The organism is Sphingobium sp. Leaf26 (genome assembly GCF_001421665.1).
In the GTDB taxonomy this organism is placed as follows: Bacteria; Pseudomonadota; Alphaproteobacteria; order Sphingomonadales; family Sphingomonadaceae; genus Sphingobium.
The window spans coordinates 74,565-89,124 of record NZ_LMKV01000032.1; the positions used below are offsets into that span (position 1 = coordinate 74,565).

Annotated in this window: 14 protein-coding genes and 4 pseudogenes; 9 read left to right on the top strand and 9 right to left on the bottom strand. The window is 61.3% G+C overall.

Features of this window, described 5'->3' with window-relative positions:
* Positions 1 to 271: 271 nt before the first annotated feature.
* Both ASE85_RS24490 and ASE85_RS24140 read left to right on the top strand, forming a co-directional pair.
* Positions 272 to 373 (top strand): annotated as a pseudogene (locus ASE85_RS24490) (hypothetical protein); the annotation flags it as partial.
* Positions 350 to 1,092 (top strand): annotated as a pseudogene (locus ASE85_RS24140) (IS5 family transposase). The pseudogenes ASE85_RS24490 and ASE85_RS24140, both read left to right, overlap by 24 nt.
* A 23-nt stretch (positions 1,093 to 1,115) precedes the next feature.
* On the opposite strand, the gene ASE85_RS20735 reads toward ASE85_RS24140, so the two are convergent.
* From ASE85_RS20735 to ASE85_RS20745, 3 genes are read right to left on the bottom strand one after another with little or no spacing between them, the layout of a single operon-like run.
* Positions 1,116 to 3,155, bottom strand: a complete 2,040-nt coding sequence (locus ASE85_RS20735) for a M3 family metallopeptidase (RefSeq protein ID WP_443018557.1) — start codon at positions 3,153 to 3,155, stop codon at positions 1,116 to 1,118.
* A complete protein-coding gene (locus ASE85_RS20740; protein ID WP_056693326.1) occupies positions 3,133 to 3,948 on the bottom strand; it encodes a transglutaminase-like domain-containing protein in 816 nt (271 codons plus the stop codon). The genes ASE85_RS20735 and ASE85_RS20740 overlap by 23 nt, the downstream gene beginning before the upstream one ends.
* The gene (locus ASE85_RS20745; RefSeq protein WP_056693328.1) at positions 3,942 to 4,892 is read right to left on the bottom strand and encodes a transglutaminase family protein; all 951 of its coding nucleotides are present in this window, start codon (positions 4,890 to 4,892) and stop codon (positions 3,942 to 3,944) included. Before ASE85_RS20745 ends, ASE85_RS20740 begins: the two co-directional genes overlap by 7 nt.
* 15 nt (positions 4,893 to 4,907) lie before the next feature.
* Here ASE85_RS20745 and ASE85_RS20750 point away from each other — a divergent pair, with 15 nt between their 5' ends.
* Positions 4,908 to 5,678, top strand: a complete 771-nt coding sequence (locus ASE85_RS20750) for an N-formylglutamate amidohydrolase (protein ID WP_056693332.1) — start codon at positions 4,908 to 4,910, stop codon at positions 5,676 to 5,678.
* On the opposite strand, the gene ASE85_RS24495 is transcribed toward ASE85_RS20750, so the two are convergent.
* From ASE85_RS24495 to ASE85_RS20760, 4 genes and pseudogenes are all read right to left on the bottom strand, one after another.
* Positions 5,605 to 5,928: a Na+/H+ antiporter NhaA gene (locus ASE85_RS24495; protein WP_082462962.1), complete on the bottom strand. Its 324-nt coding sequence runs from the start codon at positions 5,926 to 5,928 to the stop codon at positions 5,605 to 5,607. The genes ASE85_RS20750 and ASE85_RS24495 overlap by 74 nt on opposite strands.
* Positions 5,894 to 6,113 (bottom strand): annotated as a pseudogene (locus ASE85_RS24145) (transposase); the annotation flags it as partial. The pseudogene ASE85_RS24145 and the gene ASE85_RS24495, both read right to left, overlap by 35 nt.
* A gap of 283 nt (positions 6,114 to 6,396) precedes the next feature.
* A complete protein-coding gene (locus ASE85_RS20755; RefSeq protein ID WP_056693335.1) occupies positions 6,397 to 6,801 on the bottom strand; it encodes a VOC family protein in 405 nt (134 codons plus the stop codon).
* On the bottom strand, positions 6,801 to 7,952 hold the full coding sequence (locus ASE85_RS20760; protein ID WP_056693337.1) for an alpha/beta hydrolase family protein: 1,152 nt from the start codon (positions 7,950 to 7,952) through the stop codon (positions 6,801 to 6,803). The genes ASE85_RS20755 and ASE85_RS20760 overlap by 1 nt, the downstream gene beginning before the upstream one ends.
* Positions 7,953 to 8,127: 175 nt before the next feature.
* Between ASE85_RS20760 and ASE85_RS20765 the strand changes: the two genes are divergently transcribed.
* The 4 genes from ASE85_RS20765 (at position 8,128) to ASE85_RS23620 (ending at position 10,734) form a co-directional block, all read left to right on the top strand.
* Entirely contained in the window at positions 8,128 to 9,081 is a 954-nt protein-coding gene (locus ASE85_RS20765) for a fumarylacetoacetate hydrolase family protein (protein WP_056693340.1), read from the top strand.
* 2 nt (positions 9,082 to 9,083) lie between these two features.
* On the top strand, positions 9,084 to 9,599 hold the full coding sequence (locus ASE85_RS20770) for a cupin domain-containing protein (RefSeq protein ID WP_056693343.1): 516 nt from the start codon (positions 9,084 to 9,086) through the stop codon (positions 9,597 to 9,599).
* Positions 9,600 to 10,002: 403 nt separating this feature from the next.
* A complete protein-coding gene (locus ASE85_RS23615; RefSeq protein ID WP_056693346.1) occupies positions 10,003 to 10,302 on the top strand; it encodes a MerR family transcriptional regulator in 300 nt (99 codons plus the stop codon).
* A 135-nt stretch (positions 10,303 to 10,437) separates the two neighbouring features.
* Complete coding sequence (locus ASE85_RS23620; RefSeq protein WP_056693348.1) at positions 10,438 to 10,734, top strand: hypothetical protein; 297 nt, start codon at positions 10,438 to 10,440, stop codon at positions 10,732 to 10,734.
* 234 nt (positions 10,735 to 10,968) lie between these two features.
* Here ASE85_RS23620 and ASE85_RS24150 read toward each other — a convergent pair whose 3' ends face one another.
* Positions 10,969 to 11,388 carry a zinc-binding dehydrogenase gene (locus tag ASE85_RS24150; RefSeq protein WP_268795147.1) on the bottom strand — a complete coding sequence of 140 codons (420 nt, stop codon included), beginning with the start codon at positions 11,386 to 11,388 and terminating at the stop codon, positions 10,969 to 10,971.
* A gap of 36 nt (positions 11,389 to 11,424) precedes the next feature.
* Complete coding sequence (locus ASE85_RS24155; protein WP_235523643.1) at positions 11,425 to 11,847, bottom strand: alcohol dehydrogenase catalytic domain-containing protein; 423 nt, start codon at positions 11,845 to 11,847, stop codon at positions 11,425 to 11,427.
* On the opposite strand from ASE85_RS24155, the pseudogene ASE85_RS20790 reads away from it, so the two are divergent.
* Positions 11,780 to 12,536 (top strand): annotated as a pseudogene (locus ASE85_RS20790) (aldehyde dehydrogenase family protein). The gene ASE85_RS24155 and the pseudogene ASE85_RS20790 overlap by 68 nt on opposite strands.
* A 269-nt stretch (positions 12,537 to 12,805) precedes the next feature.
* Positions 12,806 to 14,293, top strand: a complete 1,488-nt coding sequence (locus tag ASE85_RS20795) for an MFS transporter (RefSeq protein WP_056693350.1) — start codon at positions 12,806 to 12,808, stop codon at positions 14,291 to 14,293.
* Positions 14,294 to 14,560 lie beyond the last annotated feature (267 nt).

Consider the following 14,560-nt stretch of genomic DNA (forward strand, 5'->3'; position numbering starts at 1 on the left):
CTCGTCGTCTTGTGCGCTGGCGTAGACGCGCACGGAATTGTCATCCCACCGCGACACGGCGTTGGGGATTGCTACGCTACGCTTGTGAGAGGGGCGCGCACCAGAGGCGACCAGCGACGATCCTGAAGAGGTGCCGACGCTGACGCTCTTCCGTGCCCAGCCCGGTAGTGAAAATGGCGCGGCGGTCATTGTCGCACCAAGAGGGGCCTACCGGGAATTGGCAGGTATATTGGAAGGGCGCGAGGTTGCTGACTGGTTCACCTCGCGGGGGGTGACGGCTTTCGTCCCGAACTATCGTGTCGGTGCCAAGGCGCGCCTGCCGATTCCTCTTCTTGATGGGGAAAGGGCTATCCGTCTCGTCAGAGCAAATTCAGCGCAGTTCAAAATTCAGCCTGATCGGATAGGGATGATCGGATTTTCTGCTGACGGCGAACACTCCTCAAGTGTGCGATTTGTGGATGCGATCCTGTGGATGGCTGGCAATACGGCGCATTGGCGTGATCTGCCGGAGGTTCCCGGCAAATGGACAGCGGTTCATGCGCGCTTTTGCCGCTGGTGTCGCAACGGCATATGAGAGAGGCTCTTCCATGCCATGGCCGATACGCCCGACTTCGAATATGTCATGATCGACAGCAGGATATCAAAGGTCCATGCCGATGGGTAGTGCGAAAAAGGGCGGGGGCTCAAAGTGCCGCCATCGGTCGTTCGCGTAGTGGACTGACGACCAGACTGCACGTTCTGGTCGAGGCGATCGGCGTGCCGCTGCGGATTCATTCGACGCCGGGACAATAGAGCGATTGCCTACAGGCCCGGCCTATCAAGTCTGGCTCGAAGGGCGTCGGTCATGTCATCGTCGATGCGTCCTATGATGCCGATCCGCTACGCGCCTTCATTGCCGATGACCTCGGCGCAACCGCCCAGATAACGGTCAACCCCAACCCCAACCCCGCCCATCGACAGGAGGCTCTACAAGGAACGCCATCAGGTCGAATGCTTATTCAACAAACTCAAACCTTCCCGCACAAACGCCAGAAAACTCCTCCGGCATTCATCGGCTTCGTGCATCTCGGATGCGCAATGATGTGGCTATGACGAATGCAGACAGCGTCTAGCGCTCAGGCCCCCACCAAATGCCGCGCTCGCATCAACGCCTCTGCGTCGGGCGCGCGTCCCAAGAAGGCGCGGAACGACTCCATTGGATCGCGACTATCACCGGCAGCCAATATTTCGTCACGAAAGCGCGCGGCGAGTTGGGGGTCGAAAATGTCGCCCGCCTCGACAAATGCCTCGAACGCATCGGCGTCCAGCGCCTCGGACCAGGCATAGCTGTAATAGGCGGCAGAATAGCCGCCGTCGAAAATATGGGTGAAATAGGGGAAGCGGTGCCGCAGGCCGACTTCAGGCGGCATCCCCAACCGGTCGAGTTCCGCCGCAACAAAGGCGCGCGGGTCCGCCTCCGCGGCCGGTTGCTGGTGGACGGCCAGGTCGACCAGCGAGCAGCCGATCAGTTCGACCGTGGCGAAACCCTGGCCATAGGCCTCTGCCTTGCGGATCGCGCCGATCAGGTCGTCGGGCACGCCGAAGCCAGCGAGCACTTCCCGGCTGACGATCCAATTTTCCATGAACTTGCTGGGAAACTCTACAAAGTCGCGCGGAACTGCCGTGCCCGACTGGCTGGGATAGGTGACGCAGGAGAGGAGGCCGTGCAACGCATGGCCGAATTCATGAAACAGAGTGCGCGCCTCATTGATCGACAGGCGGGTCGCGCCGCGATCGGGCGGCGGCGCAGCGGCGAAATTGGCGACGAGATAGACGACCGGGCGAACGTCGCCGTCCATCGCCTCCTGCACCCGCAGACTGCCCATCCAGGCGCCGCCATGTTTCTCCGGCCGCGCCAGATAGTCGGTGAACAGGAGACCCACAGCGCCACCGTCCTTATCCGCGACTTCCCAAGCCCAGACATCGGGATGATAGCCGGCGATGTCGGCACGACGGATGAAGCTGAGGCCATAAAGGCGCGCGGCGGTATCGAACGCCGCTTGCCGCACTGCATCGAGCCGCAGATGCTCCGCCACCGCCGCGCCGTCCAGCGCATAACGGGCGCGCCGCACCTGTTCCGAGTAGAAGCGCCAGTCCCAGGGCGCGAGAGCGAAGCTGCCGCCCTCCGCATTGATCAGCGCTTGAAGCTCCGCCGCTTCCTCAGCCGCACGGCGCATACCCGGCTCCCAGAGTTGGCGCATCAGGTCGGTCGCCGCTGCGGGATCATGCGCCATACTGTCTTCCAGCGCATAATGGGCATGATCAGCATAGCCGAGCAGCGCCGCCCGCTCCCGCCGTAGCGCCAGAGTTTCAGCGATGATCGACCAATTGTCGTGCGTCCCGCCGTCACAGCGATCAGTGAAGGCGCGCCACAACTTTTCGCGCAGGTCGCGCCGCTTGGAGAAGGTCAGGAAGCCCTCATAATCGGTGCGATCAAGCGTCACATGATAGCGGCCCGCCTGCCCCTTTGCCGCCGCGCGCCCGGCCGCGGCCTCGCATATGGCGGCCGGCAGTCCCTCCAGATCCTCCGACCCCAAATCCAGCATCCAGGCCGCCGTCGCCCCCAGCACATTCTGCCCGAACTGCACCGACAGGGCCGACAGCCGGGCATCGATAGTGGCGAAACGCTCTTTGTCGGCGGAGGCAAGCGCCGCGCCGCCGCGCAGGAAGCCCGCATAGCTGCTTTCGACCAACCGGATCTGCTCCGAGGTCAAGCCGTTCTGATGCCGGGCGGCATGGACCGCGAAGATGCGCGCCGCCAGCGCCGCATTATGGCTGATCGCGACCGAATGAGCACTGAGCCGCGCCGATATCTCTGCCTCAATCGCGCGAATGCCGGGCGTGCCCTGCGCCGAGGACAAGGTCCAGAACAGCCGCCTCACCCGCGCCAGCGCCTCGCCCGACCGCTCCAGCGCGGCGATCGTATTGTCGAAGTTCGCAGGCATATCCTGAGCTGCGATCGCCGCAATCTCGGCCCTATGCCAGCTGATCGCGGTGATCAGCGCCGGTAGGAAATCCTCGTCCCGCACCTGCGCGAAGGGCGGCGCGCCGAGCGGGCCGTTCCAGGGTTGCAGTAAGGGGTTGGCGATCGGATCAGTCAAACGAGGACACCTCATCGGTATGGACCTGGAAGCGTACCAGATTTGCAGCGCCAAAGGCGGTCGTCAAGGCGACGTCGGTGGCGTCTCGGCCGCGCGCCATCAGGATGCGTCCTATCCGTGGCCGGTTGTGACGGGCGTCATGGGTATACCAGTCGCCGTCGATATAGACGTCGAACCAGGCGCTGAAATCCATCGGCGCATCAACCGGCGGCACGCCGATGTCACCCAGATAGCCCGTGCAATAGCGCGCCGGAATGTTCATGCATCGACACAGGGTAATGGCGAGATGGGCAAAGTCGCGGCACACGCCACGCCGTTCCTGATAGCCGTTCCAGGCGGTCTTGTCAGCGCGGGCATGATGATAGCCGAACTCGATGTGATTGTGGACGAAGTTGACGATCGCTTCCACCCGGTCGCGCGCGGTAGCATATTGGCCGAAATTGGCCCAGGCGACGTCCATCAGCCGATCAGTCTCGCAATAGCGGCTGCCGAGCAGGAAGGGCATGACCGCGTCGGGCAATTCTTCGACCGGCAGTTGAGGGCCGTCGGGCGCGCGACGGTCTGGCTCACCGTTATCCTCGATCACGAAGTCGCAGGACAGGGTGACCTGACCTGGCGGGAGCGTCAGCCGGGTTGCGACATTCCCGAACCCGTCCTCGAAATGATAGAGTGGGATGTCTGGGCTGGCCATCAGCCGCTGTGGCGTGCGCAAATCCTGATGGCGCGATGGGTACAGGCTCAGCATCGCCATCATCGCCACCTGTTTGTCAGTCGAGAACTCGATGTCATAGCCGCAGCGGATCAGCATGAAGTGGTCTTTCCTGGAGCGCCGGCGATGCGGCTGTTGATGGCGCCGTAGCCGGTGGTAGGGAACAGGGCTGGATCGGCACGGTGGACATCGACGCTGATGTCCATGCCAAGGAAACTGGCGGGTAGGCCGAACCAGGTGCCCGACAGCGGCAGCGCTTGATAGGGATCGCGCGCGATCGCCACGCGGATGAGGCCTCGATTGCCGATGATTCCGTTTGTCGGATCGAACTCGACCCAGCCCGATCCGGGGAGAAAGATGCGCACCCAGGCATGGGTGTTGCCACCCCCGACCACGCCCTCCCGCCGGGACGGATTATAGACATAGCCTGAGACGAAACGCGCGGCGAAGCCCAATGCCCGCACCGCCTCGATCATCAGCACCGCGAAGTCGCGGCAGGTGCCCTGCCGCTTGCGTAGTGTCTCGGTCGGCGACTGGGTGCCTTTCTCATGCCGGGGGACATAGGTGAAGTCCCGCTGGATCCCGGTCGCGATCCGGGTCAGCAGATCGACCGTGCCAGTATTGCCGTCATTGCTGACGAAGCCACGCGCCCAATTGTCGACGACCCGTTCCGGGTCGAGATGCTGTCGCTCGATCGACCGCAGCAGGTCGGGCATATCCTCTGACGAATAGGTGAAGGGGAAGAGCCGGGCATAGGGTTCGACATCGACCTGTTGCTGGGCCAGTGGTGCATGTTCCAGCGTTGCTTCACTGGTGACGACCAGATGCGATGCACGGTTTTTGAACAAGGCGATGGCTACGGAGTTTCCAAAGACATCGTGCAGCCAGCGCAGTTCACTGGGCCGCGGATCGATGGTGAGCCGGGCGGACAGCAATCGCTGGTCGAAGGCTTCGCGCGGCCGCATCATGATGCGATGCTCGCCGAGCGACACTGGCTGCTGATAGCGATAGGTCGTGACGTGATGGATCGTCAGCAACGGCATGAAAGGAATATCCCGATGGCCAAAGAGGCGGCCACATTATTGGGTCCGGACGATCCGGCACCATTCGCTATCGATAACGCGGAAGGTCGCTCGCCGTTCCTGTTGGTCGGCGATCACGCGGGATCAGCTATCCCTTTGACGCTGGGCCATCTAGGCTTGGCCGCGATAGACCGAACACGGCATATCGCTATCGACATTGGCGTACGGGGGCTTGGCAGAGAATTGGCGCGCCTGCTCGACGCGCCTTTCATTCATCAAACCTATTCGCGCCTTGTGATCGACTGCAATCGCGATCCCCGGCATGATGACGCTATAGCCATCCAGTCCGACGGCACATCCATTACTGGTAATGGCGCACTGGACGACGCAGCTAGGCAGGCCAGGATAGCGGCGATCCACACGCCCTATCATGCGGCCATATCGGCGATGCTCGATGCCAGGCAGGCGGCGGGTATTGAGACTATCCTGCTTTCGCTACACAGCTTCACTCCAAAGCTGAACGGTCTTGTCCGGCCTTGGCATATAGGCGTTCTTCACTGGCTTGGACGCACGGATTTCGCCATGGCGATGGTTGCACAATTACAGGGCGACCAGGCGATATGTGTGGGCGACAACGCGCCCTATCGCATGGATGCCACCGACTATACGATACCCTTGCACGCCTTTTCGCGCGATCTGCCCTATGCAGAACTTGAGATCAGACAGGATCTTATCAGCGATCATAGCGGACAAGCTCATTGGGCCGTCCAAATCCAGAAGGTGGCGAGGTGGGCATGGCGATCATAGCCATAAAGTGAGACAAGCCATTCATGCGCAAGGCGGTCACGGAGATCAGGCCGATACGCGCGCCGCAACCCCGAAGGGCTGCATGACCCGTCACGCCCGCCATGACCGAAGCTGCGATGATCGCGAGCGATGCTATCTCCTGAAATCTGCCGTCGCTGAACGCCAGTCCAGATGTGAAGAGCGAGATCGTGACGCCGATACCCGCTGTCGAACCTAACGCCGCGATCGGAGCAGCGGACGAATCGATCATAGAGGGTTTTCTTTCGGCCCATAGACATCGGCGCAATCGACCCGACGGCCACCGCAGCGAAGGGTATGGACGATCCCACTCGACACACGGCGATCATCCATGCTCGGCCTTCCGCGCACATCGGTTGGAAGCAACAGCTCGATGCGTGCCCAATGGATGTCAGAAAACCAAAAGAAATCAGCTATCTCACCACCTCCTTGATTAAGCAATGAATCACAAGCGGGTCGCTAAAGGAATCCCGTTACCGGTCCTGAGCCTAGTCCCGGCCTTTGATGGAGTATCATCCATGCAGCGATGGAATGATGCACTATGGGACAGATTCTACACGGGAGCGCCCGCACGACCGAGGCATCCGTCGAGCGATACGACATAGTTAAGAGAGCCCGTGGGTTCTGGCTAAGCACTACGGTATCCAAGTAGGTGGCAGAATATGGTTCAAAAACGGGAAACGCCTGTCGTCGCCCTCTTTCACTGTCTGCCCTCGACAAATTCGATGAGATTGCCGGCGCAGTCGCGGATGAAGCAACCCTTGCCGAATGCCTCCCGCACGATAAAGGCAATATCGGCCTGCTTAGCTTCCATCTCCTCCAGAAAGCCTTCCAGATCCGAGATCTGGAAGGCGACATGCTTATTGCCATGGGTTTTGAGGTCGAGCGGTGGAGAGCGCCGGCCCTCGGGTAGTGGAGCGGCGCCGTCGACTTGAAAAATTTCGAAGCGCAGTGGTCCCTTTTTCACCATGGCGGTGTGGGACCGTGCGGTCTCTATATAGAAACGCCTTTCCAGTTCAAAGCCCAGAACGCGGCCATACCATTGGATCGCCTCCTCCAGGTTCGGAACGGATATACCGCCGTGGTGAAAGATGAAATCGCTCATCAGCCCATCTTCGTGAAGGTTTCGCCGCACCAGTCGGCGATATAGTCGCGCATGCCCGTGCCGTTGTCGGCACCGCAATGTTCGACCTCGAAATCCTTTGCAGTGAAGATGCGCATGTGGCGCGCGGGGCTGTTGATCGCCTGATCATAGCTGCGCTGGGCGTTGAAGGCCGGGATCTGCCGATCATTTTCGCCATGCGTGATCAGGAAGGGAACCCGGATGTTTTCCACTTGCCCGTCGAGCGTGATCTGATCCGCATAAACCAGAAATGCGTCGCGATCATGGATACCGAATACCCACATCACATGGTCCCAATAGTGGGGCACGGGGTTTTCGCCTTCATTGGCGATGCGTTCGCGCTGGCGCTGGCCCCAGACATGATTGGCCCCCATCACCGCGCACAAAGCGTAGCGCGGTTCGTTCGCGGCGATGCGCGGCGCGTGGTAGCCTCCAAAGGACAGGCCGAAAATGCCGATCCGGTCCTTGATCACATCGTCACGGGTCAGCAGATATTCCAGCGCGGGCGTGCCCCAGCGTTCGCCGTCGTAAATGGCGGGCAGGTTGCGTTTGCGGATGGCTTCGCCGGTACCCGGTTGGTCGATGAAAAGCGTGTTGATGCCGCGTTCCAGATTGGATTGACCATGGCCCGCCATGCACACCTGTTCCTTCATGGAATCGAGGCCGTTGACTGACACCAGAGCAGGACGGGGCGTTCCCGATCCATCATGATAGAAGATGCCGGTATAGCTGCCGCCTTCATAGGGGATTTCCACCTTGTCGACATGCAGGCCGCGCAGTCTCGCACCCCTGTGGAACAGGGCCATGCCCTTTTCATAGGCCGCCCAGCGTGGGGCATAGTCACGGCTCTGCATCCGTTCGGCGGCCAGATAATAGCCCGATGCGCGCAGATATTTGGTGCCGGCCGATAAGGCATAGCCCCGCGCCTCATCCACCTGCGCATTGGCTGCGACCTGATCGGCGACCTTTACCCAGCTATCGAACATCTGCGCGCTGCCTGCGTCGGCGCCAGCCTTCGCCGCGTCCATGATCGGCCGGTTGGCGTCGTCGATTTCACCATGATTGCCGCCGCAGACAAGGGCGAGATTCGTCGCGAGGTTCCAGACATAATTTCCGGGGAAGGGTTCGAACATCGGGCATCCTTATTGGGCCGGCCCTTAGGCCGGGCACACATTATGACAGCTATTAAGCGCGTTGGCCCGAGCGCCAATCAAATTGAATTTGTGGAGCTACGGTATCGATGAATTGGCTTTGACCGTCGCACCGGCATCCTGCATCGCCGCTTCAAAAGATCGAAAAGGAGACGATATGCGGTTGGCAACGCTCTGTGACGGGACAGCCGATGGACGGTTGATCATGCTATCGCCCGAAGGCAGTCATTATGCTGCAGCGCCCGTGGCATCGCTTCAGCGGGCGCTGGAAAGCTGGGATACGGTTGGCTCAGCGCTGGCCGCCGTGCAGGAGTTTCCGCACAAGCTGGATACGGCATTGCTGCGCGCGCCATTGCCCCGGTCGTGGCAATGGCTCGACGGGTCGGCCTTTGAAAGCCATGGCGCGCTGATGGACAAGGTACTGGGCGTGCAGCCGGAAAAGACCGGGCTGCCGCTGATGTATCAGGGATTGTCCGACCGCTTCTATGGTCCCGGTGAAGATGTGGAAATGCCTGATGAGGCGCTGGGCATTGATTTCGAAGGAGAATTCGGCGTCGTCGTCGATGCGGTACCGATGGGTACTAGCGCACAGGACGCGATCGCGCATATCCAGTTGATCGTGCAGATCAACGACTGGTCCCTGCGCTTTCTGGCCGGGCCGGAAATGAGGACTGGTTTCGGCTGGGTTCAGGCCAAGCCGGCCTGTTCGATGGCGCCCTTCGCCGTGACCCCGGATGAACTGGGCGATCAGTGGCGTAATGGCCGCGTCTGCCTGGACCTGTTGGTCGCTTGGAACGGGGAACGCTTTGGCGCGGCCAATGGCGAACCCATGGGCTTTGGCTTTCATGAACTGGTCGCCCATGCGGCGCGGACCCGCCATCTGCCTGCCGGGACCGTGATAGGGTCGGGAACCGTGTCGAACAGCAATTTTCGGGAGGTCGGTTCGTCCTGCATCGCGGAGCGGCGCGGCATAGAAATCGTCGATGAAGGCGCGCCCCGGACGCCGTTCATGCGCTTTGGTGACCGCGTCCGCATGGATGCGCGACTGGCGGACGGCCGTTCGCCCTTCGGTGTGATCGACCAGCAAATCGTCGCGTATCAAGGAGCATGAGCATGGCGGAAATCAGCGATTCCGGCTTGCCGCCGGTCCAGCGCGTCGTCACTGGGCACAATGCCGACGGGCGCGCGATCTTCAAGTCCGAGGATATGGCGCCTACCCGGATGGTTCCTTCCGGCGACGCAGCCTTTCTGCTGCTCTGGACGACCAAGACGGTGCCAGCCGACAATAATGACGAAATCGACGGTCGGGAACGCGATGCCGGGCTCACGCTCAACCAGGGCTCGGTGATCCGTATTGTCGATATGCTGCCTGGCAAGCAGTCACCCAAGCATCGCACCAACAGCATCGATTACGGCATCGTGATGTTGGGCGAGATCGAACTGGAACTGGATGACGGCCGCAAGACGACGGTGCGGGAAGGCGGCATCATCGTACAGCGCGGAACCAATCATTTGTGGCGTAATGTCACGGACAAGCCGTGCCGGATCGCATTCATCCTGATCGAGGCACCGGCCTATCTGCATCATGGCGAACCGCTGCGCGAAATGAAACCGGAAGACGTGGATTGAAGTGGAGGCTCGTTGTCCAGATGCTTGATCGGATGACGGCTTTCACATTCAGGCCGGACATGATGATCATATGTACGCCAGCATCCGCACCACTCCGCGGTTCCAGAGGATCATGATGGTCAGACAGCCAATGTGGCACTGATCCAGGTGTTGTCTTTCTTGCAGTTAGACTATGGGCGCGACCTATACGGCTTGATCCCGCAGAGGGCTTTTTAAGGATGGGATGGAAGGGAACTGGCGATGGAGCGAGCGAAGCTGCTTTCGGTGCCCTGATCCGGTTCTTTGCAATGGACTCCTTGCTGGGGAACGAAGTGGCGACGTCGTTAAAACGCCGTTACACTGGTTGCGTATATATGGAACATAGCGGCTTGCTCCATCCGTTTCACCATGCTGTGGCGGTGGAATGAAAATGCGCGAACTGGAGGAGCGGATTGGGATCCATCGCGAAACGATCCGCGTCTATTTGCGCGAAGGATTGATTCCCGAACCCGAACGGCCGCGCAAGACCGTCGCCGATTATGGCGAAGAGCATGTCCGGGCGATTCTGGCTGTAGGGCGGTTGCAGCGGGAGAACCGGCTGAAGCTGGTGCAGATCAAGGCGATCGTCGGCGGTGAAGGAACAAACGGCCGGGTGGACGCCAGCGCTTTCGGCCAACTGGAGCAGCTGGTCGCTCATGGGCCGGGGCGGACGGCCCGTCGGTGACGATCGCGTCGCTGCTGGAACGCTATCCGAACGCAGCGGAGGATGCGCATACGCTGGCGAAGATCGGTATCCTCGACATCATCGACACGGATCAGGGTAAGGCGCTGAGCATTACCTGCGCGCATCTGGGGCGACATGCGCGAGGCCGGTTTCGACCAGCGGCTGGACTATATACCGGAGATATTGGGTTTCTATACCGAAGTGGCGGATTTCGTCGGGCGGTGGGAAGCGACCACCTTCATGGAGAGGGTCGAGGGCCATATCGACGTGGCGGAGGCAGCGACAATGGCAGACCATGCGCTGCCGCTGATGCTCGATTTTTTCGGCCTGATGCGACAGCGCGCCTTTTTCCGTCATATCGAGGCGATCAGGGCCGGCAAGGAAACAGATCGCCCCGCAGATGGTGTCAATCCATCGTCAGCACGGCCTTGACGCAACGGCCGTCATGCTGGTCGGCGATATCCTGGTTGATATCCTCCAGCCGATAACAGGTCATCAGTTTCTAGGGCCGATCGACATTCAGTTCTGACGGCCTGCAAATGGCGCTTTTCCGTGCTTCCGGTGCTCACCTACTTTGAGTAGGCTGCGCTCCAGGTCACGTAAAAGCGCCATTTTACCTGCGGTGGCCTGCGGCTCGGCTCGCCATCTCCTGAATCTCGATCGGCCCTAGAACGGAAACAGCCCTCTGGCATTGAGGGCGATCAGTTCGGGCAGGAAGGTCTGGGGATCGGCATTGCCCTCCGTCACGCCGCAGATGCTGATGTCCAGCGAGAGCATGTGCAGGATGTTGAGGCTGAAGGCTGCATCCAGCGCCTTGGGTACGCCGACCATGGCCAGTCGCTCTAGCGGACCAAGTGCGCGCATCCCGGCATCGATCGCAGGCACGACACCAGATGTATCCAGCACGCAATCGACCCCCAGCGGCCGGATGGCACGTACCTGCTCTGCCGTGTCGTCGGCAGTCACATCGATCACGTGCGTGGTGCCCAGTCCCAGCGCCATCGCGCGGCGGCTTTCCAGCGGATCGGTGACGAAGATCGCGTCTGCGCCGGAGGCTTTGGCTGCCATGACGGCGCTCAGACCCACCGGGCCTCCTCCGATGACCAAGATGGCCCCACCCTGCTAGAGTTTCAGCGCCTTCATCACCGCACCCGCACCGGTCATGATGCCGCAGCCCAGTGGTCCCAGCAGGTCCAGAGGCACATCTGCGGACACTTTCATCAGGTTGCGGGCGGCGACGACGGCATGGCGCGCGAAGGAAGACAGGCCGAAGAAATGGCTGCTTACCTGGGCCATCCCATCATGGAGACAAGTCGATCCATCCGCGCAGCAGCCGCCGAAGTTTCGCGCGGCGAAATCGTGGCAATATGCGGGCCGGTCAGCGTCGCATTGCGGACAGGCGCGGCAGGCGGCGAAGCCCATCACTACGGCATCGCCCGGTGCGATGGATGTCACGTCGGCTCCCACCGCTTCGACTATGCCCGCGCTGGTCGAGCATCCCGGCATCGACAAGATCGCCTTCACCGGGTCGACCCGCGTGGGCAAACAGATCGTCCAGACCTGTGCAAAAGATCTGAAGCGCGTGACGCTGGAACTGGGCGGCAAATCGCCGTCGCTGATCTTCGCTGATGCCGATCTGGATCAGGCGGCGACCGGCGCGGCGCTCGCCATCTTCTTCAACTCCGGCCAGGTCTGCCTTGCGGCATCGCGCAGGTCGCCAAGACGTTCAAGCTGGGCCATGGTCGCGACCCCGATACGATGCTGGGACCGCTCGTGTCGAGAGTGCAGCAGGAGCGGGTGCTCGACTATATCGCGCAGGGCGAGACAAGCGGGGCCGACCTTGTCACGGGAGGCGGGACTGGCGATCGGGACGGCTATTTCGTGGAGCCGACCATCTTTGCCAATCCCTATGCCGAAGCTGCCATAGTAAGGGAGAAAATTTCGGGCCGGTGCTGGTCGCCACACCTTTCGACGATGTGGATGAGGTGGTGAAAAGCGCCAATGACACTCGCTATGGCCTGGCCGCCAATATCTGGACCCGTGAACTGTCCCGCGCGCATTTGACCGCGCGGCGGCTTCAGGCCGGGATGGTGTGGATCAACGCGCACGGGATGAAAGATACTTCGGCGCCTTTTTGTGGGATGAAGGAGTCCGGCTGGGGCCGTGAAGTCGGCGAGGACGGTGTCCTCCACTATATGGAAACAAAAACCGTCATGGCGCTCCTGGGAGATTGAAGTGGAAGGCCTTGCCCTGGTCCTGGGCTGTTCGGGTGGTGCTGGCTAGGGCCGATCGACATTCAGTTCTGACGGCCTGCAAATGGCGCTTTTCCGCGCTTCCGGTGCTCACCTACTTTGAGTAGGCTGCGCTCCGGGTCACGTAAAAACACAATACACCACGCGGAACCGGGATGAATTCGTATGCGCAACTTGCCCGGCAAGGCGCGCTGTGCCAGCCCGTGCGTGGAGATGCAGGCGATCGGGCAGACGCCGCACGGGGAGGCAGGATGACGCAGGCGACAGAGAAGCCGAAGCAGGGCTTGGCCGGGTTATGGAATATCAGCTTCGGCTTTTTCGGCATCCAGATCGGCTTTGCACTGCAGAATGCCAATATGAGCCGCGTCTTCCAGTCGCTCGGCTCGAACATCGAAAGCCTGTCCGTCCTCTGGATCGCCGCGCCGCTGACCGGCCTGCTGGTGCAGCCGATCGTCGGCCATCTTTCGGACCGGACATGGCTTGGCCGGCTCGGCCGCCGCCGCCCCTATTTTTTGCTGGGGGCCATCCTCTCCGCGCTTGCGCTGATGGACATACCGCAAAGCGACGGGCTGCTGATGGCGGGGCTGCTGCTCTGGCTGCTCGATGCCAGCCTCAATATCTCGATGGAGCCGTTCCGCGCCTTTGTCGGCGACATGCTGCGCAAGGACCAGCTTACGGTCGGCTACGCGGTGCAGACTGCCTTCATCGGGGCCGGCGCAGTGGTGGGATCGCTCTTCCCCTGGCTGCTCGATCATCTGGGTGTCGGCAATGTCGCGCCGGCGGGGCAAGTGCCCGACACGGTGCGGTTCAGCTTCTGGGCAGGTGGCGCGGTGCTGTTGGCGGCGGTGCTGTGGACGGTGGTGACGACGCGCGAATATGCGCCGGAGGAGATGCGGGCCTTCGCCAACGCGGAAGAGGCGACACCGACCGTGCCCGACCTGTCTACCCGCGCCATCGCGCCCTGCTTCGCCTGGATCGGCGGCGGCCTGATCGTCGCGCTTCTGGTCGAACAGTGGGGCATGGAGAAGGAGGTCTATCTGCTGGGCATGTTGCTGGCAGGCTATGGACTGGCCAGCCTGGCCGCGATCCTGCTGGCGCGGGCTGGGCGGGGGACCAATATGCTGGCGCATATCATCGGGGATATCGGCGGGATGCCGCCGATCATGCGCCAACTGGCCCTGATCCAGTTCTTCAGCTGGTCGGCGCTGTTCATCATGTGGATTCACACCACGCCGGTCGTGGCCCAATATATGTTCGGATCGGCCGATCCGGCCAGCGCCGCCTATCAGGCCGGCGGCAATTGGGTGGGAGTCCTGTTCTCCGTCTACAACGGGGTGGCTGCGGTCGCGGCGTTGACGCTTTTGCCGTGGGTCGCCGCGCGGATCGGCAAGGCCCGGACCCATGCCCTTTGCCTAGTCGCCGGGGCCGCAGGGTTTGGCAGTTTTCTGGTGCTGCGCGATCCTGAGCTGCTGCTGCTGAGCGAAGTGGGGATCGGCATTGCCTGGGCCTCTATCCTTGCGATGCCCTATGCCATGCTGGCGTCCAGCCTGCCGCAGGCCAAGCTCGGTGTCTATATGGGGGTTTTCAACATCTTCGTCGTGGTGCCGCAATTGCTGGTCGCTACCGCCATGGGGACCATCATGAAGGCCTTCTTCCCCGGTGATCCGATCTGGACCATGGCCTTTGCGGCTGTGACGTTGTTGCTTGCGGCGCTCGCCACCCTGCGGATCAGGGCGTGAAGCGGGATGGCTTCGCCTTAACTTCGCACATTTCCCGTCGATCCTGACATTTCATGTCCCACATAGGAAATGATGTTACACGATGGCTGGGCTCCGTCCGCTCCTTCATAACCGATGGGCGCAGTGTAGGACAGGTCGAGTCGCTGGCGAAAACCCGCGTCATGGCATCGGAAACGCAGAATGGGTCTTCATCCCTAACGCTACGGAAAGCGTTGCATTCAGCTACGGGTGCAATTTTTGCAACTGCGAACATGTCGTTCGCACTTG

Bases quoted from the DNA above. Each gene is read 5' to 3' on its own strand.
- ASE85_RS20735 (WP_443018557.1), bottom strand. From the start codon at position 3,155: ATGAGGTGTCCTCGTTTGACTGATCCGATCGCCAACCCCTTACTGCAA.
- ASE85_RS20740 (WP_056693326.1), bottom strand. From the start codon at position 3,948: ATGCTGATCCGCTGCGGCTATGACATCGAGTTCTCGACTGACAAACAG.
- ASE85_RS20745 (WP_056693328.1), bottom strand. From the start codon at position 4,892: ATGCCGTTGCTGACGATCCATCACGTCACGACCTATCGCTATCAGCAG.
- ASE85_RS20750 (WP_056693332.1), top strand. From the start codon at position 4,908: ATGGCCAAAGAGGCGGCCACATTATTGGGTCCGGACGATCCGGCACCA.
- ASE85_RS24495 (WP_082462962.1), bottom strand. From the start codon at position 5,928: ATGATCGATTCGTCCGCTGCTCCGATCGCGGCGTTAGGTTCGACAGCG.
- ASE85_RS20755 (WP_056693335.1), bottom strand. From the start codon at position 6,801: ATGAGCGATTTCATCTTTCACCACGGCGGTATATCCGTTCCGAACCTG.
- ASE85_RS20760 (WP_056693337.1), bottom strand. From the start codon at position 7,952: ATGTTCGAACCCTTCCCCGGAAATTATGTCTGGAACCTCGCGACGAAT.
- ASE85_RS20765 (WP_056693340.1), top strand. From the start codon at position 8,128: ATGCGGTTGGCAACGCTCTGTGACGGGACAGCCGATGGACGGTTGATC.
- ASE85_RS20770 (WP_056693343.1), top strand. From the start codon at position 9,084: ATGGCGGAAATCAGCGATTCCGGCTTGCCGCCGGTCCAGCGCGTCGTC.
- ASE85_RS23615 (WP_056693346.1), top strand. From the start codon at position 10,003: ATGAAAATGCGCGAACTGGAGGAGCGGATTGGGATCCATCGCGAAACG.
- ASE85_RS23620 (WP_056693348.1), top strand. From the start codon at position 10,438: ATGCGCGAGGCCGGTTTCGACCAGCGGCTGGACTATATACCGGAGATA.
- ASE85_RS20795 (WP_056693350.1), top strand. From the start codon at position 12,806: ATGACGCAGGCGACAGAGAAGCCGAAGCAGGGCTTGGCCGGGTTATGG.